The sequence below is a fragment of the Pseudomonas sp. CJQ_9 genome (assembly GCF_043106615.1).
Lineage (GTDB): Bacteria > Pseudomonadota > Gammaproteobacteria > Pseudomonadales > Pseudomonadaceae > Aquipseudomonas > Aquipseudomonas juntendi.
In genome coordinates this window covers 117,536-142,028 of sequence record NZ_JBICMS010000035.1, presented here as the reverse complement: position 1 = coordinate 142,028, position 24,493 = coordinate 117,536, and the positions used below count along the sequence as shown (strand labels likewise).

Below are 24,493 nucleotides of genomic sequence, written 5' to 3'. Positions count from 1 at the left end.
TGTACATGAGTCTGAAATGGGTTGATGTACTTGAAATCGCCTTCCAGCTTGCAGAAAGCAAGCCGGACGTCGATCCTACATATGTGAATTTCGTCGACCTGCACCGCTGGGTGCTGGCATTGCCAGAGTTCAGCGACGATCCGTCACGCGGCGGTGAGAAAGTGCTTGAGGCAATCCAGGCCGCCTGGATTGACGAAGCCGACTAAGCGTTGCGTGCAGGTTAGGCAATCCCCTCGAACCCGCGTATAATTCGCGGGTTTAATTTTTCGTAACACTCATATTCTGGAGTTTTCCATGGCTGTTCAACGTACCTTCTCGATCATCAAGCCTGACGCCGTTGCCAAAAACGTCATCGGCAAGATCACCACCCGTTTCGAAGAAGCCGGCCTGAAAATCGTTGCCTCGAAAATCAAGCAACTGTCCAAAGCCGAAGCCGAAGGCTTCTACGCTGAGCACAGCGAGCGCGGCTTCTTCGGTGACCTGGTTGCCTTCATGACTTCCGGTCCGGTCGTTGTTCAGGTCCTGGAAGGCGAAAACGCCATCGCCAAGAACCGTGAGCTGATGGGCGCTACCAACCCTAAAGAAGCTGCTCCTGGCACCATCCGCGCCGACTTCGCCGAGTCCATCGACGCCAACGCCGTTCACGGTTCGGACTCCGAAGCTGCTGCTGCTCGCGAAATCGCTTACTTCTTCGCTGCTACCGAGGTAACCACTCGCTAAGCGAAAGCTTACGGGTGAGGGTGAATCCATGACGACATCTACTGGCAAAATCAACCTGTTGGGCCTGACCCAGCCGGAAATGGAACAATTCTTCGACTCTATCGGGGAGAAGCGCTTCCGCGCCGGCCAGGTGATGAAATGGATTCACCATTTTGGCGTGTCCGATTTTGCGGCCATGACCAACGTTGGCAAGGCCTTGCGCGAGAAGCTCGAGGCCGTTGCCGAAATTCGCCCCCCGGAAGTGGTCAGTGAAGACATTTCCGCCGACGGCACCCGCAAGTGGGTGATCCGCGTTGCCTCCGGCAGCTGCGTCGAAACCGTCTACATTCCTACCGACGACCGCGGCACCCTGTGCGTATCGTCGCAAGCCGGCTGTGCCCTGGACTGCAGCTTCTGCTCCACCGGCAAGCAAGGCTTCAACAGCAACCTCACCGCCGCCGAAGTGATCGGCCAGGTGTGGCTTGCCAACAAATCCTTCGGGACCGTCCCTGCCAAAATCGACCGCGCCATTACCAACGTGGTGATGATGGGCATGGGCGAGCCTCTGCTGAACTTCGACAACGTCATCGCCGCCATGAAAATCATGATGGATGACCTCGGCTACGGCATTTCCAAGCGTCGTGTCACCTTGTCCACCTCGGGCGTGGTGCCAATGATCGACGAACTGGCCAAGCACATCGACGTGTCGCTGGCACTGTCGCTGCACGCCCCTAACGACGAACTGCGCAACAAGCTGGTGCCGATCAACAAGAAGTACCCGCTGAAAATGCTGCTGGAATCGTGCATGGGCTACATGGCCACCCTGGGCGGCAAGCGCGTGCTGACCATCGAGTACACCCTGCTCAAGGACGTCAACGACCAGCCAGAGCATGCCGCGCAAATGATCGAGCTGCTGCGCGACGTGCCGTGCAAGATCAACCTGATCCCGTTCAACCCGTTCCCGCACTCGGGCTATGAGCGGCCTAGCAACAATGCCATTCGTCGTTTCCAGGACCTGCTGCACCACGGTGGTTTCAACGTGACCACCCGTACTACCCGTGGCGACGACATCGACGCTGCCTGCGGCCAGTTGGTGGGGCAGGTCAACGACCGCACGCGCCGCAGTGAGCGCTATATCGCTGTGCGCCAACTGTCTGCGGATGTCGAGCTGCAAGACAGCGCCGCCAGCCACTGACCGGGACCTTGCCCATGAGCCTGCGCGCCGCGCTGTCGATCCTTGCGCTTTCGCTGCTGGCCGGCTGCGTGTCGGGCGGCGCGAGCGACCCGCTGGGCAGCCGCCAGGGCAGGGTCGAAGCGGGGCGGGCCTACGTGCAGCTTGGGCTGGGTTATTTGCAACAGGGTTTGACCGAACAGGCCAAGGCGCCACTGGGCAAGGCCCTGGCCCTGGACAGCAGCGATGCCGATGCGCACGCGGCCCTGGCCCTGGTGTTCCAGGCCGAAGGTGAGCCGGCGCTGGCCGAAACACACTTTCGCAAGGCCCTGCAAAGCAGCGGCGGCAATACGCGAATTCGCAACAACTACGGCAGTTTCCTTTATGCTCAGGGGCGATTTGCCGAGGCCGAGCAGATGTTTCGCCTGGCCAGTGCCGATACCCTGTATCCTGAGCGCTCGCGCGTGTACGAGAACCTTGGCCTGACTGCCTTGAGGCTCGAGCGCCGCGAGCAGGCGCAGGCCTACCTGGTGAAAGCATTGCAGCTCAACCAGCGGCAACCCAGGGCGTTGCTGGAAATGGCTGAGTTGTCCTACGAAAACAGGCATTATGTGCCGGCCCGGGACTACTACGATCGTTTCAGCGAGCTGAGCGCGCACGATGCCCGTAGCCTGCTGCTGGGCAGCCGCCTTGCCAGGGTATTCGACGAGCAGGGCGCACTGGCCGAAACGGGCCAGCAATTACAACGACTTTATCCCGGTACGCCGGAATATCAGCAATACCTGTCGGAGCAACGATGAACGCCGCGCATCCCGAAGTAGCAGTAGCGCCTGGCCAGAACCCCGGTGAGCTTTTGCGCCTGGCCCGTGAGAAACGGGACTGGTCGCAAGCCGAGGTGGCCCGCAAGCTAAACCTCACTGTCAGTTCGCTGAACCACGTGGAAACCGGCGCCTTCGACAAGCTGCCCGGGCATACATTTGCCCGTGGCTACATACGTGCCTACGCCAAGCTACTGGACCTGGACCAGGCTGCGCTGGTCGATGCCTTCGACCGCTACACCGGTACCCACGCCAAGGGCAGCGACGTGCATTCGCTGGGCCGCATCGAAGAGCCATCGCGCCTGTCGCACAATATCCTGCGCGGCGTCAGCCTGCTGTTGCTGCTCGCCGTGGTCGGTGGCGGTTTCGTCTGGTGGCAGGACCAGGGCAGCCTGCGTGGCAAGGACCTGGCCAAGATGGCCCTGGAGCATGTGGAAGTCGAAAGCGCCGACGGCACCACCCAGATCCACCCGCTCGATGAGCCTGAAGACCAGGCCGTTACTGCCGGCCAGCAGGCTGAGACTGCACCGCTGCCGCTGGCGCAGGGCACGGGCGAACAACCCGCTGCAGCTGGCGAGCAGCCGGCGGCCGGTACAGCCACGGCGCCAGCCGCTGCGGCGGCAACCGCCCAGCAGGCGCCAGTGCAGGCAGCCGCCAGCACCCCGGTGGCCCCGGTATCTCCCGCTACGGCCGCGCCGGCCACCGCCACGCCTGCGGCCCCTGCCGCGGCGGTCGCCGCCAGTGAGCCTGCGCCAGCGCCGCCCGGTAGCGGCAAGGTCGCCATTCAGTTCACCGCCGATTGCTGGACCCAGGTTTCCGACGGCAACGGCAAGGTGCTGTTCAGCGCCATCAAGCGCAAAGGGGACAACCTCGAACTGACCGGCAAGCCGCCGTTCGCGGTACGCCTGGGCTTCGCCCGGGGCGCCCAGGTCAGCTACAACGGCCAGACCGTCGATGTTGCCCCGTTCACCAGTGGCGAGACTGCTCGCCTGAAGTTGGGACAGTAAGTCATGCACGGCGAATCTCCGATCAAACGTCGCGAATCCCGCAAAATCTGGGTCGGCAATGTGCCGGTGGGTGGTGATGCCCCCATCGCGGTGCAGAGCATGACCAACACCGACACCAACGATGTGGCCGCCACCGTGGCGCAAATCCAGCGCCTGGTCGATGCCGGCGTCGACATTGTGCGGGTATCGGTACCAGACATGGACGCCGCCGAAGCCTTCGGCAAGATCAAGCAACAGGTGAGCGTCCCGCTGGTAGCCGATATCCATTTCGACTACAAGATCGCCCTGCGGGTGGCCGAACTGGGTGTCGATTGCCTGCGTATCAACCCGGGCAACATCGGCCGCGAAGACCGCGTACGCGCAGTGGTCGACGCTGCTCGCGACCGCGGCATCCCGATCCGTATCGGGGTCAACGCCGGTTCGCTGGAAAAAGACCTGCAGAAGAAGTACGGCGAGCCTACCCCGGCCGCGCTGGTCGAGTCGGCCCTGCGCCATGTCGAGCACCTCGACCGCCTCGACTTCCAGGACTTCAAGGTCAGCGTCAAGGCCTCCGACGTGTTCATGGCCGTTGAGGCCTACCGCCTGTTGGCCAAGCAGATCGTGCAGCCGCTGCACCTGGGCATCACCGAAGCCGGTGGCCTGCGTTCAGGCACGGTGAAATCCGCCGTCGGCCTCGGTATGCTGCTGGCCGAAGGCATTGGCGATACCATTCGCATCTCGCTGGCGGCCGACCCGGTCGAAGAAGTGAAGGTCGGCTACGACATCCTCAAGTCGCTGCACCTGCGCTCGCGCGGCATCAACTTCATCGCCTGCCCGAGCTGCTCGCGGCAGAACTTCGATGTGGTCAAGACCATGAACGAGCTGGAAGGGCGCCTGGAAGACCTGCTGGTACCGCTGGACGTGGCAGTGATCGGTTGCGTGGTCAACGGCCCGGGTGAAGCCAAGGAAGCCCATGTCGGCCTGACTGGCGGTACGCCGAACCTGATCTACATCGACGGCAAGCCGGCGCAGAAACTGACCAACGACAACCTGGTCGATGAGCTGGAAAAACTCATCCGCCAGAAAGCGGCCGAGAAGGCCGAAGCCGACGCGGCGCTGATCGTCCGTGGCTGACACACAGAATTCGTAAGGACTTTTCGTGAGCAAATCGCTGCAAGCCATTCGTGGCATGAACGACATCCTGCCAGAACAGTCGCCGCTGTGGCGCTACTTCGAAGGCACCGTCGCCGGCCTGCTGGACACCTACGGGTACAGCCAGATCCGCACGCCGATCGTCGAGTTCACCGAGCTGTTCAAGCGCTCGATCGGCGAAGTGACCGATATCGTCGAAAAAGAGATGTACACCTTCGAGGACCGCAATGGCGACTCGCTGACCTTGCGCCCTGAAGGCACCGCCGCCTGCGTGCGTGCCGTGCTCGAGCACGGCATTACCGGTAACGGCCAGGTGCAGAAGCTGTGGTACATCGGCCAGATGTTCCGCCACGAGCGCCCGCAGAAGGGCCGTTACCGGCAGTTCCACCAGATTGGCGTGGAAGTGTTCAACCTCGACGGCCCGGACATCGACGCCGAGCTGATCATGCTGACCTGGCGCCTGTGGGGCCTGTTGGGCATTCAGGACGCGGTAAAGCTCGAACTCAACAGCCTCGGCACCAGCGAGGCCCGCGCCCGCTACCGTGATGCGCTGGTCGAGTTCCTGTCCGCACGCCTGGAACAGCTGGATGAAGACAGCCAGCGCCGCCTGAAAAGCAACCCGCTGCGCATCCTCGACAGCAAGGACCAGAACACCCAGGCGGTGCTGGTTGGGGCGCCCAAGCTGGAAGACTATCTGGACGAACCTTCACGCGTGCACTTCAAGGGCCTCAAGGCTCGCCTGCAGGCCGCCGGCATTCCGTTCGTGATCAACACCAAGCTGGTGCGTGGCCTGGACTATTACAGCAAGACCGTGTTCGAGTGGGTGACCGACAAGCTTGGCGCCCAGGGCACCGTGTGTGCCGGTGGCCGCTACGACGGCCTGGTCGAGCAGATGGGCGGCAAGCCGACCACCGGCGTTGGTTTCGCCATGGGTATCGAGCGCCTGATCCTGCTGCTGGAAACCCTGGGCAAGGTGCCGGAGTCCATCAGCCGTACTGTCGACGTCTACCTGTGTGCCTTTGGCGAGCAGGCCGAGCTGGCCGGGCTACGCCTTTCCGAAGGTTTGCGCGACCGTTTGCCGGCCTTGCGCCTGGCCGTCAACGCCGGCGGCGGCAGTTTCAAGAGCCAGTTCAAGAAGGCCGACAAAAGCGGTGCGCTGTTCGCCCTGATTCTGGGTGACGACGAACTGGCCAAGCAAGTCATCGGCTTGAAGCCCCTGCGTGGCCAGGGTGAGCAACAGAACATTGCCTGGGATGCTCTTGCCGAGCACCTGGAAACCGCGATCACGCAGGCGTAACGCGGTTCAACAACGAATAGGCGAAAAGGAGTATTGGGGTGTCGAGTACTGATGATGATGACCTGGCAGGGGTCAAGGACTGGTGGAACCGCAATGGCAAGCCGCTGCTGACCGGCGCATTGCTGGCAGGTGTGGTGGTGCTGGGCTGGAATACCTGGCACAAGTACCAGAACAACCAGTCGCAAGGGGCCTCGCAGTTGTACCAGGCCCTGCTCGAAACCAGCCTGACGCCAAGCGGTCAGCCCGACGCCACCAAGGTCGCGGAACTGGCCGGCAAGCTCAAGAGCGAGTTTGGCGGTACGGCCTATGCCCAGTACGGTAGCCTGTTCGTGGCCAAGGTCGCGGTCGAGAGCGGCAAGCTCGACGACGCCGCCGCCGAGCTCAAAGGTGTGCTGGACAAGCCTGCCGATGCCACCCTGGGCGAAATCTCGCGCCAGCGCCTGGCTCGCGTGCTGGCCGCCCAGAACAAGGCCGAAGACGCCCTGAAGCTGCTTGACGGTGATGCCGACAAGGCGTTCCTGGCCAGCCGTGAAGAGTTGAAGGGTGACCTGCTGGTGCAACTGGGTCGCGCCAGCGACGCGCACAGCGCTTACGAGAAAGCCAAGGCTGCGTTGTCCGATGACGCCGCAGTCGGTGGCCTGCAATTGAAGCTGGATGACCTGGCTAAAGGGGACGCGTAAGTGATCGGTTGGAAACATGCAGCAGTGCTGACCCTGGCCGTACTGGCCGCAGGTTGCAGCAGCAACAGCAAGAAGGAACTGCCCCCGGCCGAGCTGACCAAGTTCACCGAGGAAGTGGTGCTGAAGAAGCAGTGGAGCCGTTCGATCGGTGACGGCCAGGGTGAAACCTACAACACCTTGGTACCGGCCATCGAGAACGACCGCATCTACGCTTCCGACGTCCACGGCGACGTCTATGCCCTCGATCGCATCACCGGCGACGTGGTCTGGAACAAGGACCTGGAGCTGCCGGTTTCCGGCGCCGTGGGCGTGGGTTACGGCCTGGTCATGCTCGGCACCCTCAAGGGTGAAGTCATTGCCCTGGATTCCAGCACCGGTGAAGAGCGCTGGCGCTCCCGTGTGACCAGCGAAGTGCTGGCCCCGCCTGCCAACAACGGTGACGTGGTCGTGGTGCAGACCCAGGACGACCGCCTGATTGGCCTGGACGCCGCTACCGGCGACCGCCGTTGGATCTACGAAAACACCCCGGCCGTACTGACCCTGCGTGGCACCGGTGCGCCGATCATCACCAACCGCCTGGCCATTGCCGGCCTGTCGACCGGCAAGGTGGTGGCGGTGGACATCAACAACGGCGTGCCGGTGTGGGAAAGCCGCGTGGCCATTCCCCAGGGCCGTTCCGAGCTGGAGCGCGTGGTCGACATCGATGGCGGCCTGCTGCTGTCTGGTCAAACCCTGTATGTCAGCACTTACCAGGGCCGCGTAGCGGGCCTGGACCTGGAAAGCGGCCGTGTGCTGTGGCAGCGTGATGCCTCCAGCTACGTGGGTGTCGCCCAGGGCTTCGGTAACGTTTACGTCAGCGAAGCTTCAGGCACTGTCGAAAGTGTCGACGAGCGCACTTCCAGCGCCCTGTGGTCCAACGACAGCATGGCCCGTCGCCAGCTCTCTGCGCCGGAAGTGTATTCCAGCTACGTGGCCGTGGGCGACTTCGAAGGTTACCTGCACCTGCTGAGCCAGGTCGATGGTCGCTTCGTGGGCCGTGAGCGTATCGACAGCGATGGCCTGCGCGCCCGCCCACTTGTGGTCGGTGACACCATCTATGTCTTCGGCAACAGCGGCAAGCTCGAGGCACTGACCATCCGCTGAAGCTATGCTTGAAGCCTTGGCGGGCTTCAAGCCGCGGCGCAGGAAGCGCCGCCCGTACTCCGGCCGCTGCCTTGCAGCGGCCTTTGCATTTTCAAGAATTCGAGAGTGGAGAGCCGATGGTTCCCGTAATTGCCCTGGTGGGCCGCCCGAACGTCGGCAAATCCACCATGTTCAACCGCCTGACCAAGACCCGCGATGCCATCGTCGGTGACCTGTCGGGCCTGACCCGTGACCGCCAGTATGGTGATGCCAGCTGGCAGGGTCGTTCCTTCATCCTGATCGACACCGGCGGTATCACCGGTGACGAAGTGGGCATGGACGAGAAAATGGCCGAGCAGTCGCTCATGGCCATCGAGGAGGCCGACTACGTCCTGTTCCTGGTCGATGCCCGCGCCGGCATGACCGCCGCCGACCAGATGATTGCCGAGCACCTGCGCAAGCGCAACAAAGAGGCGATTCTGGTCGCCAACAAAATCGACAACATCGACGCCGACGTGGCCCGCGCCGAGTTCTCGCCGCTGGGCATGGGCAACGCCATTCCGGTAGCCGGCTCCCAGGGCCGCGGTATCAACGCGCTGATGGAAGCCGTGCTCGGCCACCTGCCGCGCGACCAGGTCGAAGAAGCCCTGGACGCCGACGTCGCCGAAGGCGAAGAAGCGGTGCGCATTCCCGGCCCGAGCGAAAAGGATGGCATCAAGATCGCCATCATCGGCCGCCCGAACGTCGGCAAGTCGACCCTGGTCAACCGCATGCTCGGTGAAGAGCGTGTGGTGGTGTACGACCAGCCGGGCACGACCCGCGACAGTATCTACATTCCCTTCGAGCGCGATGGCGAGAAGTACACGTTCATCGACACTGCCGGTGTGCGCAAGCGTGGCAAGATCCACGAGGAAGTCGAAAAGTTCTCGGTGGTGAAGACGCTGCAGGCGATCAAGGACGCCAACGTGGTGATCTTCGTCATGGACGCCCGCGAAGGTGTGGTCGACCACGACTTGAACCTGCTGGGCTTTGCCCTGGAAGCCGGGCGCGCGATCGTCATTGCCCTGAACAAGTGGGACGGCATGCAGCCGGGCGAGCGTGACTACGTCAAGACCGAGCTGGAGCGCCGGCTGTTCTTCGTCGACTTCGCCGACATCCACTTCATTTCCGCCTTGCATGGCACTGGCGTGGGCAACCTGTACAAGTCGGTGCAGGCTGCCTTCAAGTCGGCGGTCACCCGCTGGCCGACCAGCCGCCTGACGCAAATCCTCGAAGATGCGGTGAGCGAGCACCAGCCACCGCTGGTCAACGGTCGTCGCATCAAGCTGCGCTATGCCCACCTCGGCGGGGCCAACCCGCCGCTGATCGTGATCCACGGCAACCAGACCGAGAAGATTCCGAAGTCGTACTCGCGCTACCTGGAAAACACCTACCGCCGTGTGCTGAAGCTGGTCGGCACGCCGATCCGCATCGAATACAAGGGCGGTGAGAACCCGTACGAGGGCAAGAAGAACACCCTCACAGACCGCCAGGTCAACAAGAAGCGCCGCCTGATGTCGCACCACAAGAAGGCCGAGAAGAAGCGCCGCGACAAGCGCTGATTGCGCGTCGACTTCTTCGCGGGCTCGCCCGCTCCCACAGGTACTACGCCGTTCCCAAGGATTGCGCTTTCCCTGTGGGAGCGGGCTCACCCGCGAAGAGGCCCTTTGATCCAATGCAATCCCTTAGTGTTCAACCTGTTCCTGACCGCTCGATCCGCTACGCTCCAGCTCTACAGTTTCATCACGCCCATGGCCAAGTGCTGTTACTCGCCCTGCCTGGTAAAAATGACAGTTGTCACTTGCTGTCAGACTTGAAAGACTTGTGCCCAATTCAGTCGTCTGTCACTCAGGACTTGAGCATGAAAATTCAGCGTCAATCCTTGAAGCTTTTTTACTGTGGCGGTTACATGCATGCGAGCCTTTGTGATCAAGGCAGTCGTACTGTGTTTCGGGTCGCAGGGCAATCATTGGCTGAGTTGAGAATAGGTAGTGTAGATGGCGTCAGCCTGTTGTCGGTTGATAGAGCCGGCTCTGTCACTGGCGTGGCACAGGAGAGTGGGCGGGAGCAGCTTGCTTATACTGCTTATGGCCATTGTTCATCCCTCTTTTCGGGGCGCTCTTTGCTGGGGTTCAATGGTGAACATTATGATGATTTTTCCCAAGGTTATCTGCTAGGAAATGGCTACAGATTATTCAAGGGTATGAGATTCAATTCCCCAGATAGTTTTGCACCTTTCAGGGTATTGAACGCATATGGTTATTGCAATGGAGATCCGATTAATTACACCGACTCAAGTGGTCACATGCCGAACTCTTCCATATATCGGGGCCGTGTGAGGGGATATTATACTACCAGCCAAGTTATGAGGCGGATCGCTGGCGCGGTGTCGAGATTGGAGGCAGAGATTGGCGATGTCAAGTATCACCCCCGCTTGGGGACTCCTGCAAAACTGGAAGAATCCCATCGTACTAACTTAGTTTCCGCACAACAAGAATTAATTTCATCTGTATCGTATTTGGATTCTGTTATAGGAGCCGATCCTGATCGTTATAAGCGTGTAATTAATAAGATGGATGCGCTCGGTGATCGCGCAATAAACGTGTTTTCTAGGTTCGAATCTGCAATTAATTCTAACTTTAAAGGTGCGTCGGATAGACGTAAAGCATGGGTGGAAGTTTATCTAGAGCGTAAGGAGCGCAGGAGTCTTAATAGAGCTAATAGAAATGAGATTCGCTGGATAGAAGAAGAGTTAATTGCAAGCTCGGTTAGTGAGCGCGATCGCCTAAGCGCACACAACCTTTCTTTGTCTGAAATTGAGCAGGAGATTGAGACATTGCACGATAAAGTCGCTGAACTTCGTAGGGGTCTGAGGCGCCTGCCAAAGTACCCAGAACCGAAACTATGAAGCGCGACCCGAATGCCGCCTCAATGCCGATAATCTGACGCCCCGCTCAGGTTCGTTCAATAAAGCGGTGAGCGGACAATCAGACAGTGAAAACAGGCGAGCGCTGGTCAAGGCCGCGCTCGGCCTTCCTAGCTGGACATAAACATCCGTGCCTGCCGCTTCATCGTGTCGCGGGGCGCTTTTAATGCCAAGCTGCTTAGACGGTATCGTTACTGAGTCCATGCCCGCGCCCCCATCGCGCCCTTTGATCCAGCGCAATGCCCTCATTGTTTCAACCTTTTTCCTGACCGCTCGATCCGCTATGCTCGGACTCCACCCGTGCCGGATAAACCCCAGGAAAGAGGGCTCCATGATCCGCAGCAAACTGCCGAATGTCGGCACGACCATCTTCACCACCATGTCCCAGCTCGCCGTGCAGACCGGCGCGCTCAACCTGTCGCAAGGCTTCCCCGATTTCAACGGCCCGCAGGCGCTGCTCGATGCAGTCGGCCGGCATGTGGCCGCCGGGCATAACCAGTATTCGCCGATGACCGGCCTGCCGGCCCTGCGCCAGCAGGTGGCGACCAAGGTTGCGCGGCTGTATGGCGCGCAGGTGGATGCCGACCAGGAAGTGACCATCACCCCCGGCGCCACCGAGGCGATCTTCTGCGCCATCCAGGCGGTGGTGCATGCCGGTGACGAGGTGATCGTCTTCGATCCGTGCTACGACAGCTACGCGCCTTCGGTGGAGCTGGCCGGTGGCCGTTGCGTGCATGTGCAATTGAGCGACGGCGACTTCCGCATCGACTGGCAGAAGTTCAGCGATGCCCTGAGCCCGCGCACGCGCATGGTCATCCTCAATTCGCCGCACAACCCCAGCGGCGCCCTGATCACCCGCGAAGACCTCGACCAGCTGGCGCAGCTGATCGCCGACCGGGATATTTACCTGGTCAGCGACGAGGTCTACGAGCACCTGGTCTACGATGGGGTACGCCACGCCAGCGTGCTGGCCCATGCGCGGCTGTACCCGCGCGCCTTCGTGGTCAGTTCGTTCGGCAAGACCTACCACGTCACCGGCTGGAAGACCGGTTACGTGATCGCCCCGCCGGCGCTGAGCGCCGAACTGCGAAAGGTGCACCAGTACGTCAACTTTTGCGGCGTCACCCCGTTGCAGTGCGCGTTGGCCGACTTCATGGCTGAGCACCCGGAGCACATCGATGAGTTACCGGCCTTTTACCAGGCCAAGCGCGACCTGTTCTGCGGCTTGCTGGAGGGTTCGCGATTGCGCTTTACCCGCACGGCGGGCACTTATTTCCAGCTGGTGGACTATTCGCACATACGCCCGGACCTGAATGATGTCGACATGGCGCTGTGGCTGACCCGTGAGCACGGCGTAGCGACCATTCCGGTGTCGGTGTTCTACCAGCAACCCATCCCCGAGCAACGCCTGGTGCGCCTGTGCTTTGCCAAACGAGAGGAGACGCTGCGCCAGGCAGCGGAAAAACTATGCGCGATCTGAGCACATTGCCGAACCTGAAAATCGCCCTGGTGCAGACTACCCTTGCCTGGCATGACCGCGAGGCCAATTACGCGCACTTCGAGGTACTGCTTGAGCAGGCCGGTGAAGTGGACCTGGTGATCCTGCCAGAGATGTTCACCACGGGGTTTTCCATGCAATCGGAAAGCCTGTGCGAGCCTGAGAACGGCCCCACCTACAAATGGCTCAAGGCGCAGGCGAAAAAGTACAACGCGGTGATTACCGGAAGCGTGATCGTGCAGGCGGCCGATGGCAGCCACCGCAACCGGCTGCTGTGGGCGCGCCCGGATGGCGAGATTCTGCACTACGACAAGCGCCATCTGTTCCGCATGGCGGGCGAACACAAGCATTACACCCCGGGCGAGCGCCAGGTGCAGTTCGAGCTCAAGGGCTGGCGGATTCGCCCGCTGATCTGCTACGACCTGCGCTTCCCGGTATGGAGCCGCGACGCCCAGGACACCGACCTGCTGCTGTACACCGCCAACTGGCCGGCCGCTCGCCGCCAGCACTGGAACCGCCTGTTGCCGGCGCGGGGCATCGAGAACCTGTGTTACGTGGCGGCGGTGAACCGGGTGGGTACGGACGGCAAGGGCTTTGCTTATTCCGGTGACAGCCAGGTGCTGGATTTCCAGGGTGAAAGCCTGCTGAGTGCCGGTGAGGCGGACGGGGTGTTTACCGTGGTGCTGAGTGCGGCGGAGCTGGCGGCGTACCGCACCAAGTTCCCGGCCAACCTGGATGCCGATACCTTCGAGCTGCACTGACAGCAGGGCCGGCCTCTTCGCGGGTAAACCCGCTCCTACAACGACCGATGTAGGAGCGGGTTCACCCGCGAAGAGGCCAGTGCCGGCTACATCAAAGGCTGATCAGTACACATCCCGCCGATACCGCCCATCCTCGATCAACTGCTGCACAGCAGCCTCCCCAAGGATGCCATTGAGCGCCGCATCCACCCCCGAAGCCATGCCTTGCAGGCTGCCGCAGACATACACACACGCACCCTCTGCCAGCCAACGCTTGAACGCCTCGGCCTGCTGCAGCAACACATCCTGCACATACACTTTCTCGGCTTGATCGCGAGAGAACGCCAGGTTCAGCCGTGCCAGGTCGCCGTTGGCCAGCCAGCCTTGCAGCTCTTCACCACACAACAGGTCATGGGCGCGATTACGCTCACCGAACAGCAGCCAGTTGCGCTGCTCCCCCGCATTCACCCGCGCCCGCAGCAGGCTGCGCAGGCCGGCCAGGCCAGTGCCGTTGCCGATCAGGATCATGGGTGCGGCGTGGCCCGGCAGGTGGAAGCTGCTGTTGCGGCGCAGGCGCAGGCTCAGCGTGCCATTGAGCGGCAGGTACTCGGTCAACCAGCCGGAACCCAGGCCCAGGTGCCCATCGGCGTGGCGCTCCTGGCGCACGATCAACTCGAGTACGCCATCGCTGGCGATCGAGGCGATGGAGTATTCACGGCTGCCAATCGGCACCAGGGCATCGACCAGCGCCTGCGGCTGCAGGCCGATCAGGTGATCACGGCGCGTGGGCAACTGGCGACCGGCCAGCGCCTGGGCCAGGGTTTCACTCAGGCCATTGACCTGCACCGCTGTGGTTGCATCGACCGCCATGCCCTTGAGGAACGCGGCGACCCGCGGTGGACCATTGAGTGGCAGCACCTCCACCAGGTCGCCAGCCTCCCAACTGACCGGGGTTTGCGGTTGCAGGCCGAGCAGGTAGACCGGCTGGCCCTGGCTGCCGGGGTTGAGCAGCTTGCGCTGCACCAGCGTCCAGTTGGCGAAACTTGGCGGTTGCCAGGCGGCCACTGGCTGGGCCCCGGTCAGCTGCGCCAGTGCTTGCTGCCACTGCTGCAGGGCAGCCTGGTCGGCATTGTCCACTTCCACCGGGCTGAACGCGCTGTTGGCCCCGCGCTCGGCGAGCCACGCTTGCAGGCGGCGGGCGAAACCGCAGAAGTGCGGGTACTGGCGATCGCCAAGGGCGAGCAGGGCGTAGCTGAGGTTGTTCAGCGCCCAGGGTTGCCCAAGCACTTTGCGCACGAAGGCGCGCGCGCTGTCGGGGGCTTCGCCGTCGCCGAAGGTGCTGACTACAAACAGCGCGCGGCGGGCCTGGCGCAAGTCTGCCTCACCCAGCTCGGCCAGGGCGCGGACCTGCACCGGCAGGCCGGCTGCCTGCAACTGGCCGGCGCTCTGCCAAGCCAGTTGCTCGGCCAGGCCGCTCTGGCTGGCGAAACCGATCAGCCAGCTGTCGCCGTTGCCACTGTTGCTGGCAACGCTGCCGCGAGCGGCGCGCACCTGGCGCTTCTTGCGGCGGCGGTCGAGGTACAGCAGCCAGCCGGTGACGAAGAACAGCGGCATGGTCAGGCTGGCGATGGTGACGATGATGCGCCCCGGCAGGCCAAAGTATTCACCCACGTGCAGGGCGTAGACGCTTTGCAGCAGTTGGGCCTTGAAGGATTTGTCGGTATAGCGCTCCTGGCGCTTGACCTGGCCGCTGGCCGGGTCCAGCACCAGGGTGTTGAAGGCCCGTGGGTGGTCGGCGCTGTCCAGCAGGTAGAACAGGTTGGCCGGCTGACCGCCTGCCGGTGGCAGGCGCAGGTTGTACGCCGCCAGCCCGGGCCCGGCAGCCTGTTTGAGGCTGGCCCAGATGGCATCGTAGTCGACCACCCGCGGCGGCGCATTGGGGTCGACCTTTTGCGGCCCGTGGCGGCCTCGGCCCTCACCGCGTTTGTGCTGCTGGCCAGCGGCCGGGGCATCGGCCAGCAGCCTGTTCAGGCCTTCGCGGTACCACTCGTAGGACCAGAACAGCCCGGTCAGGGCAAACAGCAGGTAGAACAGCAGGCACCAGGTGCCGGCCACGGCGTGCAGGTCCCAGTTGAAGGCGCGGCCCTTCTTGGCCCAGTCCAAGGTCAGCCATGTGCGCCAGTTCAGCGCCTTGCGCGGCCAGCGCAGGTACAGGCCGGACAGGCAGAAAAACACCAGCAGCAGGGTGCAAGCGCCCGTGATCTGCCGGCCGGTATCACCCATCGCCAGGAAGCGGTGCAGGGTGAGCATGAGGTTGAAGAAGCCTTGCCCGGCCACTTCGCCCTTGAGCTCGCCGGTGTACGGGTCGGCGTAGCGCAGCAGGCCACGGCGTTCGCCCGGTGCGGGCATGAAGACGATACGGGCGGCATTGCCTTCGCGCACATCCACCCACAGCATCGACACCTGCTCGTGTTGCTGGGCTTCGACCCGTTGCACCAGCTCGGCTGGCGGCAGTACGCCTTCGGCGCGTACCTCGACCTTCAGCACGTCGGCATTGAAGGCGCGCAGCAGTTCTTCCTGGAACGAGTACAGTGCTCCGGTAATGCCCATCAAGGCCAGCACCAGGCCAGCGGTGATGCCAAAGAACCAGTGCAATTGGAACAGCGTCTTCTTCACCACATCATCACCTTGTGTTTCTGCCGCATGCTGCGCGGCGTGCATTATGCCTTGATACGCAAAAGCCCCGCTCATAGGGAATGAACGGGGTCGGGGCGGCTGTTGTTTATAGGGTTGTATAGTGCCTGTACCGGCCTCTTCGCGGCTAAAGCCGCTCCTACAGGCTGAGGTGCGCCGCAAGAGGGCCGGTACAGGTGCAGCCCATTCAACAGATCAAGCCAATCCCGGCATCAGAAGTGCACGCTGGTGGTCAGCAGTGCCGTGCGGCCAGCCGCCTGGTTGGCGAAGTGGGTAGAGAAGGCCTTGTCGTAGTAAACCTCGTTGGTCAGGTTCTGCACGTTCAATTGCAGGTCGATGTTCTTGGTCAGCTTGTAGGCAGCCATGGCGTCGTAGCGCACGTAGCTGTCGACCATGGTGGTGTTGGCTACGCTGCCGTACACGTCATCCACGTAGAACGCACCGCCCCCCACGGTCAGTTTTGGTGTAATCGCGTAGGTGGTCCACACGCTGGCGCTGTTGTTCGGGGTGTTCGGCAACTGGTTGCCGTCGTGGGCCTTGCCCAGCGGGCCGCCGTCGATCTGGCGGGCCTGCATGTAGGTGTAGCCAGCGAACACTTGCCACTTGGCGGTGATCTTGCCACTGGCCGACAGTTCGATACCCTGCACGCGGGTTTCGCCGACGTTCTCGTAGCTTGTGGTATCCACCTGAACGCGCGCGTTTTCCTTCTCGGTGCGGAACAGCGCGGCGGTCAGCGACAGGCGCTGGTCGAGCAGGTCCCACTTGGTGCCGATTTCGTAGTTGGTGGTTTCTTCCGGCTCCATGTCGCTGCTCAACAGGTTGCCGGCACGGTCGGTGGTGTTGCCCAGGGGGTTGGCCTCCATGCCTTCGCCCAGCATTGCACCCGGTGGGGTAGCAGAGGTGGCGTAGGACACGTAGACGCTGCCGTTGTCGGCCGGTTTCCACACCAGGCCCAGCTGGCCGGTGACGAACTCGCTGGTATCCTTGCCTTTGGCGGCTACGCCCTTGGCATTGACCACGGTGGCGCCAGCAGCGTCATAGGTGCGGTACTGGGTATCGAAGTGGTCGTAACGCAGGCCCATGTTCACCAGCCATGCAGGCGACAACTCAAGGGTGTTGAATACATACAGGGCGCGGGTGTCGCTCTTGGTGTCGGTGCCGGCGTAGTTGCGGGCGATGCTGCCGTTCCACGGGTCATCCGGGTTCGGGTTGCTCAGCGAGGTGCAGTTGTAGCCGCTGTTGGCGCCGATCAGGCTGGGGTTGCACACGGATGCATTCAGCCCGGTGTTGGTGTTGACAGTGTAGCTGGAGCGGTCGCTTTCTTCGCGGCTCAGCTCGATGCCGGTGGAGAAGCTGTTCTTCATGCCGCCCAGGTAGAACTCGCCAAACAGGTCGGTCTGGTTGGTGGTGGTGGCGGTGTTGCCAACGCGGGTGTTGGCCCGGCGCCAGACGCTGCCGTTGTTGACGTTGCCCTTGCTGTCGTCCGGTTGGGTGAGGATGTAGTCCTGCATGCTGTTACCGTGGCGCAGGGTGTTCTTCACGGTCAGCGTGTCGGTCAGGTCGTGTTCGATGGCGAAGGTGGCGATATCCACCCGGCTCTTGCGGAAGTCGCGACCGCTCAGGCCATAGAAGTTGTCGCTGTCGCCGCCATCATCCGGCTTGCTCGGGTGGGCCGAAGTACGGGCAGCGCTGCCAGCCACCGGGATGCTGTACGGGATGCCCGAATCCGGCAGGTCGTCGCTTTCCAGGTGGTAGTAGTCGAGGTTGACGCGGGTCGGCGTGCCCAGGCCGAAGGCCAGCGACGGGGCGATGCCCCAGCGGTCGTAGTTCACCTTGTCGCGGCCGGCGACGTTGCTTTCATGGGTCATCAGGTTCAGGCGGCCGGCCACGGTGTCGCTGAATTGGTAGTTACCGTCGAAGGTATAGCGTTGGGTCTGGTCGCTACCCCAGGTCCAGGCACCGTCCAGCGAGTTGCCCAAGTGCGCGCGCTTGCTCACCAGGTTGATGGTACCCCCCGCTGCCCCGCGGCCACCCACGGCGGAGTTCGGGCCCTTGGCCACTTCAACCGACTCGATGGCGAAGATTTCGCGGGTTTGTGCGCCAGTGTCGCGCACGCCGTCCAGGTAGGTGTCGCCCTGGGCATCGAAACCGCGAATGAACGGGCGGTCGCCTTGCGGGTTGCCACCTTCGCCGGCGCCGAAGGTAATGCCTGGCACGGTGCGCAGCGCGTCTTGCAGGGTCAGGGCATTGGTATCCTTGATCACCTGTTGCGGAATCACCGTGACCGAGCGCGGGGTGTCCACCAATGGTGCAGTGTACTTCTGCGAAGCTGCGCGCTCGGTTTTGTAGTCGCTGCTGGCCTGCTCAGCCTTGCCGTTCACGCTGGTGGCATCCAGGGTGATGGCACTGCTGGCCGCTGGGTCGGCGGCGTAGGCCGACGATGCGCCAAGCGCGATGCCTATGGCGCTAACGATCAGGCGCGGTGAGCTTACTGCAGATGGTACGGACTGGCGCATTGCTGGAAACCTTCCCCAAGGTGGTGAGGCGGCGGATACTAATGTAAGCGATTGTGACTAACAATTGAGATTCGTTACCATTCGTGAAGAATTTACAATCTTTACAATTTGCCCTTAAGTTTCCATTCGGCTGAAACGTCGTAAGCGGCGAAAAGGCTTGTGTAGCGCAAAAGGGAATCAATATCATTGGGCCTTTACAGTTCCCGACGGTAACCTTGCCATGCTGTTGCACATCCCAGGCCTGTTCGCCGCTGACGAACTGGCCCGTATTCGCGAGGCCCTGGAGCAGGCTGACTGGGCCGATGGCAAGGTGACTGCCGGTTACCAGTCGGCCAAGGCCAAGCACAACCTGCAACTGCCAGAAGGGCACCTGCTGGCCAAGGAAATCGGCACCGCGCTGATCGATCGCCTGTGGAAAACCCCGCGCTTCCTTTCGGCGGCGTTGCCGCACAAGGTGTTCCCGCCACTGATCAATTGCTACCGCGAGGGCGGCAATTTCGGCTTTCACATCGACAATGCCCTGCGCCAGCCCAAGGGCAGCCCCGAGCGCGTGCGTACCGACCTGTCGTCCACGCTGTTTCTCAGTGACCCGGGCAGCTACGACGGGGGGGAACTGGTCATTCAGGACACCTATGGTGAGCAGCAGGTCAAGCTGGCGGCCGGTGACCTGGTGCTTTACCCCGGCACCAGCCTGCACAAGGTCAACCCGGTTACCCGCGGGCAGCGCTATGCCGCCTTCTTCTGGACCCAGAGCCTGGTGCGTGAGGACAGCCAGCGCGCGCTGCTGTTCGAAATGGACAATGCCATCCAGCAACTGACGGCCGATGTGCCAGAACACCCTGCGTTGCTGCAACTGACGGGCACCTACCACAACCTGCTGCGCCGCTGGGCCGAGGTCTGACCGTGGGCTATCAGTTGCGGCGTGAGGAAGTGCTGGACGTGGCCGGGTTGCGGGCCATGCTTGAGCAAAGCCCGGGCAAGGCGGCCCAGGCCATCCTGGCAGCGGCGGGGCAGGGCGTGGTCGAAGCGCAGTTGCTGCTCGGGCAGATCCTGCTCGATGGGCGCGGGATAGAAGCCGACGCCGAGGTTGCCCGGCGCTGGTTTGCCATTGCCGCGCAAGGTGGCAACGCCATGGCACATAACATGCTCGGGCGTTGCCTGGAGCATGGCTGGGGCGGCGCGGTAAACCTGGCGCAAGCCGCCGTGCACTATGCCCGCGCCGCCGATGCCGGGCTTGCTTGGGGGCTGTACAACCTGGGTAACCTGCTGGCCACCGGGCGTGGTGTGCCGGCCAACCAGGCGCAGGCGCTGATGTGCTATGAGAAGGCCGCACAGCAGGGGCATGCCAAGTCGATGAACCTGTACGGGCGCTATCTGGAGCAGGGCATTGCCACCGCGCCCAGCCCAGCGCGTGCGGTGCGCTGGTATCGCCGGTCGGCCGAGGCAGGGGATTTTCGCGGCATGTTCAGCCTGGGGCTGGTGCTGGTCGAGCGTGGCCAGGTGGCCGAGGCTGCGCCTTGGCTGGAGCGTGCGCGGGTCGAGGGTAACCTGAATTTCCTGCGTGCGGCGCTGGTGACCCTGCAGGGCGCGGGGCCGGTGCTCATGGCGTTTGCCGCGCGCTATGCCGAGGAAATTGAACGGCGCGAGGCTTGAAGTTGCCTGTGCTGGCCCAATCGCCGGCAAGCCGGCTCCCACCTCGACAGCGCTGATCTCGGCATCTGCACACATGAAAACGGGGCCTCGCGGCCCCGTTGTGCATTACAGGTAGTAGGCCTTCAGCGGCGGGAAGCCGTTGAATTCCACGGCGCTGTAGCTGGTGGTGTAGGCACCGGTCGACAGCCAGTACAGGCGGTCACCAATGGCCAGGTTCAGCGGCAGGCCGTACTTGTAGTTCTCGTACATGATGTCGGCGCTGTCGCAGGTAGGGCCGGCGATGACCACTTCTTCGGTTTCGCCTTTCTTCTCGGTCCAGATCGGGAACTTGATGGCTTCGTCCATGGTTTCGATCAGGCCGGAGAACTTGCCCACGTCGGTGTAGATCCAGCGCTCGACGGCGGTACGCGACTTGCGTGCAACCAGCACCACTTCGCTGACCAGGATGCCGGCGTTGGCAATCAGCGAACGGCCAGGTTCGAGGATGATTTCCGGCAGCTCGTCACCGAAGTCTTCCTTGAGGAAGCGAATGATCTCTTCGGCATAGGTTTCCAGGCTGTTGGTACGGGTGATGTAGTTGGCCGGGAAGCCACCGCCCATGTTGATCAGCTTCAGTTCGATGCCGTCTTCTTCCTTCAGGCGCTCGAAGATCACCTTGACCTTGGCGATGGCGGCGTCCCACACACTGATGTCGCGCTGTTGCGAACCGACGTGGAAGGAGATGCCGTAGGGCACCAGGCCCAGGTCGCGGGCCAGGATCAGCAGGTCCATGGCCATGTCGGTCTGGCAGCCGAATTTGCGCGACAGCGGCCAGTCGGCAGTGGTCGAGCCTTCGGTGAGGATACGCACGTACACTTTCGAGCCCGGGGCGGCCTTGGCGATGTTGCGCAGGTCGGCTTCGGAGTCGGTGGCATACAGGCGCACGCCCTTCTCGTAGAAGTAGCGGATGTCCTTGGACTTCTTGATGGTGTTGCCATAGCTGATGCGGTCAGCGCTGACGCCGCGGCCCAACACCTTGTCCAGCTCGTAGATCGAGGCGATGTCGAAGCTCGAACCTTTCTCCTTGAGCAGGTCGATGATCTCGACGGCCGGGTTGGCCTTCACCGCATAGTAGACCTTGGCGAATTCGAAACCGGCGCGCAGGTCGTCGTAGGCCTGGCTGATCATCTGGGTATCGATGAGTACGAACGGGGTTTCCTGCTTGTCGGCGAACGCCTTCATTTTCTGGAAGGTATCACGCGCGAAATAGTCTTCGACCTGGATCGACATGCTCAGGGACTCCATGGGCAAACTGAAAGATTAAGTGGCTGCAAGCTGAACGTCCTCCGTATCCCCACTTTGGTTCGCCTACTCAGTACTTGAGCCGGATGGATCGTTTCCAGCATGGACGTTCGGCGCGCACTTTAGGGCGTGAAGAATGCAGAATCAACAGGCAATCCTGGCGTGATCGGCGTTGATCGGCCACCTGTCGTTTGAATAAACGACTCATATGACCGGCTGATGTTCCCGGTGGTGTTTCAAGCGTAAAAAATTGTGGAATGGACCACGCCGGCCCATGTGCGGGTGAAGCCGCTGCTACAGGGTTTTGACCTACCCTGTGGCAGCAGCCTGATGGCCGATGGCACCGCAGGTGTTCATATTTATGGCCACGCTTTTCTGGTACCTACGTACCGAAAATCGCGCATAAATTTTTTGTTACCGACCAACGGATGCGACGTTTCAGGTGCGGGAAACCCGTATGCGCACCTTGCTGCGCATCAGTGGGCAGCGCTCCTCACGATGCCACCGCCTCGGCCGGGGAGACGATGCTGGTCTTGGCGCCGCGTGAGCGGCCGGAACTCAGGTACGCCGCAATCGACTCCTGGGTCACCTCGCCGAGGAACACCTGCTCGGCATCCAGCACCGGCAGCCACGCCCGGTTGAACTCGTACATGCGCGACAGCAGGATGCGCAGGTGCTCGTCGTGCGAGGCGGTGGCGTTGAACTGGCGCAGGAAGTCACCACAGGTGCCCTGCTGGCGGTGCATGTCCCGCCGGCGTACATAGCCCAGGGCCTTGTTCTGCGCGTCGGTGACCACCACGTAGCGGCGGTCGTGCTCGTCGAGCAGTTCCAGCGCATCGCTTACCGGCGTTTCCGGGCTGACCGCCGGGGCGTTGTCTGCCGCATCTTCGGCGCGCACCAGCAGCAGGCGCTTGAGGGTGCTGTCCTGGCCTACGAAGTTGCTCACGAACTCGTCTGCCGGGTGCGCCAGCAGGGTGTCCGGGTGGTCCAGCTGCAGCAACTTGCCGGCACGGAAGATGGCAATCTTGTCGCCAAGCTTGATCGCTTCGTCGATGTCGTGGCTGACCATGATCACGGTCTTGTTCAGCGCCCGTTGCATTTCGAAGAATTCGTTCTGGATCATTTCACGGTTGATCGGGTCGACCGCGCCGAACGGTTCGTCCATCAACAGCACCGGCGCATCGGCCGCCAGCGCGCGGATCACGCCGATACGCTGTTGCTGGCCACCGGAAAGCTCGCGCGGGTAGCGTTGCAGGTACTGTTTGGGCTCGAGCTTGATCATGTGCATCAGTTCGCGGGCACGCTCGTGGCATTTCTGCTTGTCCCAGCCGAGCAGGCGCGGCACCACGGTGATGTTCTCTTCGATGGTCATGTTGGGAAACAGGCCGATCTGCTGGATCACGTAACCGATGTGGCGGCGCAGGGTCACTTCGTCGAGCCCGGTGGTGTCCTCGCCATTGATGAACACCTGGCCCGAGGTTGGCGTGATCAGACGGTTGATCATTTTCAGCGTGGTGCTTTTGCCGCAGCCCGATGGGCCGAGGAACACGCAGATTTCCCCTTCGTTGACGGTGAGGCTTACCGCGTCGACGGCTTTGACGTCCTTGCCGTTGACGTTGAAGGTTTTGCTGAGGTTCTTCAGTTCGATCATGAGCGCAGTCCTTCTGGAGTCAGGGCACGTTGCAGGGTTTGCAGCAGCAGGTCGGCGATGATGGCCAGCAGGCTGACCAGTACCGCGCCGACCAGCAGCATCGACATGTCGCTGCGGCTGATGGAGGTCAGGATCAGCACGCCAAGGCCGCCGGCGCCGATGGTGGCGGCAATGGTCATGACGCCGATGTTCATCACCACGGCGGTACGCACGCCGGCGAGGATCACCGGTACGGCGATGGGCAGCTCGACCATGCGCAGGCGCTGGCCGAAGGTCATGCCGATGCCGCGCGCGGCTTCGCGGATGCCGGGTTCGACATTGGTCAGGGCCAGGTAGGTGTTGCGCATGATCGGCAACAGCGAATACAGGAACACGGCGGTAATCGCCGGGAGCGGCCCGAGGCCTTGGCCGAATTTGGAGTAAAGCGGCAGCAAAAGGCCGAACAGGGCGATCGACGGGATGGTCAGCAGTACCGTGGCGCTGGCCTGCAGCGGGCCGGCCAGGGCCGGGAAGCGGGTCATGAGGATGCCCAGCGGCACGCCCACCAGAATCGCCAGGCCCACGGCCACACCGACCAGCATGATGTGTTGGCCGGTCAGGTTCAGTACCTGGGCCCAGTCGAGGTGGTTGAAGGTATCGATCAGGTTCATGGCTGGCCCTCGCTGGTCAGTGGGTGATCGCGCAGGAAGGCGGCGGCCACGGCGGTCGGGTTCTGGTGCTCGACATCGACCTTGGCGTTGAGCTGGCGCATGGTTTCATCGTCCAGTTGCTCGGCCAGCGGCTTGAGCAGCCCCGCCAGCTGCGGGTTGGCGTCGAGCACGGCCTTGCGCACCACCGGCGCGGCCGTGTAGTCAGGGAAGTAGTGCTTGTCGTCTTCCAGCAGCTTCAGGTTGAAGGCGCTCAGGCGGCCATCGGTGGTGTACACCAGGCCGGCGAACACCTGGTTGTTGCGCATGGCGGTGTAGACCAGGCCCGCGTCCATCTGGCGGATGTTGGCGCGGCCCAGTTGCAGGTCGTACATCGCTTTCAGGCCGACCAGGCCATCGGGGCGGTTGGCGAACTCGGTGTCCAGTGCCACCAGGTGCTTGCGCTCGGTTTCGTCACGCAGTACCTGGTTGAGGTCGCTGATGCTGTTGACCTGCGGATAGGCCTCGGCCACTTGCTTGGGCAGGCCCAAGGCGTAGGTGTTGCTGAACTTCGACGGGGTCAGCCAGACCAGGCCCTTTTTCGCGTCCAGCGCCTTGACCTTGGCGTAGGTGGCTGCGGCGCTGGGCATGCGTTCTTCGATGTGGTTGTACGACACCAGCGATACGCCGGTGTATTCCCACATCAGGTCGAGCTGGCCGGTTTCCTGGGCCTGGCGCGCGATGTTGCTACCCAGGCCGGTGGTGACGCGCACGTCGAAACCGTTGGCACGCAGGTACTGCGCGGTGATTTCGGCCAGTACGGTCTGTTCGGTGAACACCCGCGCGCCGATGCGGATCTGGGGCTTTTCCGCTGCCTGGGCAAATCCTGCGAACAGCAGGGCCGCGCCCAGCAGCAAGGCGATTGTTTTCTTCATGCGTTCCCT

General features: G+C 62.4%; 21 protein-coding genes. 15 read left to right on the top strand and 6 right to left on the bottom strand.

Annotation, left to right across the window (positions count from 1 at the left end):
- The first annotated feature begins 5 nt into the window (after positions 1-5).
- From iscX to ACF8SD_RS06225, 13 genes are all read left to right on the top strand, one after another.
- Complete coding sequence (gene iscX / locus ACF8SD_RS06285) at positions 6-206, top strand: Fe-S cluster assembly protein IscX (protein WP_392484096.1); 201 nt, start codon at positions 6-8, stop codon at positions 204-206.
- A gap of 88 nt (positions 207-294) precedes the next feature.
- Positions 295-720 (top strand): nucleoside-diphosphate kinase, encoded by a 426-nt coding sequence (gene ndk / locus ACF8SD_RS06280; protein WP_009682036.1) that lies wholly within the window; start codon positions 295-297, stop codon positions 718-720.
- 28 nt (positions 721-748) lie between these two features.
- Positions 749-1,894 carry a 23S rRNA (adenine(2503)-C(2))-methyltransferase RlmN gene (gene rlmN, locus ACF8SD_RS06275; RefSeq protein ID WP_009682035.1) on the top strand — a complete coding sequence of 382 codons (1,146 nt, stop codon included), beginning with the start codon at positions 749-751 and terminating at the stop codon, positions 1,892-1,894.
- Positions 1,895-1,908: 14 nt separating this feature from the next.
- Positions 1,909-2,670 carry a type IV pilus biogenesis/stability protein PilW gene (gene pilW, locus ACF8SD_RS06270; RefSeq protein WP_173887653.1) on the top strand — a complete coding sequence of 254 codons (762 nt, stop codon included), beginning with the start codon at positions 1,909-1,911 and terminating at the stop codon, positions 2,668-2,670.
- On the top strand, positions 2,667-3,695 hold the full coding sequence (locus ACF8SD_RS06265) for a RodZ domain-containing protein (RefSeq protein ID WP_392484095.1): 1,029 nt from the start codon (positions 2,667-2,669) through the stop codon (positions 3,693-3,695). Before pilW ends, ACF8SD_RS06265 begins: the two co-directional genes overlap by 4 nt.
- Before the next feature lie 3 nt (positions 3,696-3,698).
- A complete protein-coding gene (gene ispG, locus ACF8SD_RS06260; RefSeq protein WP_173887655.1) occupies positions 3,699-4,808 on the top strand; it encodes a flavodoxin-dependent (E)-4-hydroxy-3-methylbut-2-enyl-diphosphate synthase in 1,110 nt (369 codons plus the stop codon).
- Between the two features lie 25 nt (positions 4,809-4,833).
- Positions 4,834-6,123, top strand: coding sequence for a histidine--tRNA ligase (gene hisS, locus ACF8SD_RS06255; protein ID WP_392484094.1), 1,290 nt, complete (start codon positions 4,834-4,836; stop codon positions 6,121-6,123).
- Between the two features lie 38 nt (positions 6,124-6,161).
- Complete coding sequence (locus tag ACF8SD_RS06250) at positions 6,162-6,803, top strand: tetratricopeptide repeat protein (RefSeq protein WP_009682030.1); 642 nt, start codon at positions 6,162-6,164, stop codon at positions 6,801-6,803.
- Positions 6,804-7,946: an outer membrane protein assembly factor BamB gene (bamB, locus tag ACF8SD_RS06245; protein ID WP_392484093.1), complete on the top strand. Its 1,143-nt coding sequence runs from the start codon at positions 6,804-6,806 to the stop codon at positions 7,944-7,946.
- A gap of 116 nt (positions 7,947-8,062) precedes the next feature.
- The gene (der, locus tag ACF8SD_RS06240) at positions 8,063-9,526 is read left to right on the top strand and encodes a ribosome biogenesis GTPase Der (protein WP_009682028.1); all 1,464 of its coding nucleotides are present in this window, start codon (positions 8,063-8,065) and stop codon (positions 9,524-9,526) included.
- Positions 9,527-9,825: 299 nt separating this feature from the next.
- Positions 9,826-10,872: an RHS repeat-associated core domain-containing protein gene (locus ACF8SD_RS06235; RefSeq protein WP_392484092.1), complete on the top strand. Its 1,047-nt coding sequence runs from the start codon at positions 9,826-9,828 to the stop codon at positions 10,870-10,872.
- 349 nt (positions 10,873-11,221) lie between these two features.
- On the top strand, positions 11,222-12,370 hold the full coding sequence (locus ACF8SD_RS06230) for a pyridoxal phosphate-dependent aminotransferase (protein WP_173887657.1): 1,149 nt from the start codon (positions 11,222-11,224) through the stop codon (positions 12,368-12,370).
- Positions 12,358-13,149: an amidohydrolase gene (locus ACF8SD_RS06225; protein WP_029885485.1), complete on the top strand. Its 792-nt coding sequence runs from the start codon at positions 12,358-12,360 to the stop codon at positions 13,147-13,149. The genes ACF8SD_RS06230 and ACF8SD_RS06225 overlap by 13 nt, the downstream gene beginning before the upstream one ends.
- A gap of 102 nt (positions 13,150-13,251) precedes the next feature.
- Here the strand turns inward: ACF8SD_RS06225 and ACF8SD_RS06220 are convergent, their stop codons facing one another.
- Together ACF8SD_RS06220 and ACF8SD_RS06215 are read right to left on the bottom strand one after the other, a co-directional pair.
- Entirely contained in the window at positions 13,252-15,807 is a 2,556-nt protein-coding gene (locus tag ACF8SD_RS06220) for a PepSY domain-containing protein (RefSeq protein ID WP_392484100.1), read from the bottom strand.
- A 227-nt stretch (positions 15,808-16,034) separates the two neighbouring features.
- Entirely contained in the window at positions 16,035-18,338 is a 2,304-nt protein-coding gene (locus tag ACF8SD_RS06215; protein ID WP_392484091.1) for a TonB-dependent receptor, read from the bottom strand.
- A 220-nt stretch (positions 18,339-18,558) separates the two neighbouring features.
- Here ACF8SD_RS06215 and ACF8SD_RS06210 point away from each other — a divergent pair, with 220 nt between their 5' ends.
- Both ACF8SD_RS06210 and ACF8SD_RS06205 read left to right on the top strand, forming a co-directional pair.
- The gene (locus ACF8SD_RS06210; protein ID WP_392484090.1) at positions 18,559-19,239 is read left to right on the top strand and encodes a Fe2+-dependent dioxygenase; all 681 of its coding nucleotides are present in this window, start codon (positions 18,559-18,561) and stop codon (positions 19,237-19,239) included.
- A gap of 2 nt (positions 19,240-19,241) precedes the next feature.
- Complete coding sequence (locus ACF8SD_RS06205) at positions 19,242-19,991, top strand: tetratricopeptide repeat protein (RefSeq protein WP_029885072.1); 750 nt, start codon at positions 19,242-19,244, stop codon at positions 19,989-19,991.
- A 105-nt stretch (positions 19,992-20,096) separates the two neighbouring features.
- Here ACF8SD_RS06205 and ACF8SD_RS06200 read toward each other — a convergent pair whose 3' ends face one another.
- The 4 genes from ACF8SD_RS06200 to ACF8SD_RS06185 form a co-directional block, all read right to left on the bottom strand.
- Complete coding sequence (locus tag ACF8SD_RS06200; protein WP_029885071.1) at positions 20,097-21,260, bottom strand: type III PLP-dependent enzyme; 1,164 nt, start codon at positions 21,258-21,260, stop codon at positions 20,097-20,099.
- A gap of 505 nt (positions 21,261-21,765) precedes the next feature.
- A complete protein-coding gene (locus tag ACF8SD_RS06195) occupies positions 21,766-22,923 on the bottom strand; it encodes a betaine/proline/choline family ABC transporter ATP-binding protein (protein WP_110680044.1) in 1,158 nt (385 codons plus the stop codon).
- Entirely contained in the window at positions 22,920-23,573 is a 654-nt protein-coding gene (locus tag ACF8SD_RS06190; RefSeq protein ID WP_029885069.1) for an ABC transporter permease, read from the bottom strand. The genes ACF8SD_RS06195 and ACF8SD_RS06190 overlap by 4 nt, the downstream gene beginning before the upstream one ends.
- A complete protein-coding gene (locus ACF8SD_RS06185) occupies positions 23,570-24,484 on the bottom strand; it encodes a glycine betaine ABC transporter substrate-binding protein (protein WP_173887659.1) in 915 nt (304 codons plus the stop codon). The genes ACF8SD_RS06190 and ACF8SD_RS06185 overlap by 4 nt, the downstream gene beginning before the upstream one ends.
- Between the last annotated feature and the right edge of the window lie 9 nt (positions 24,485-24,493).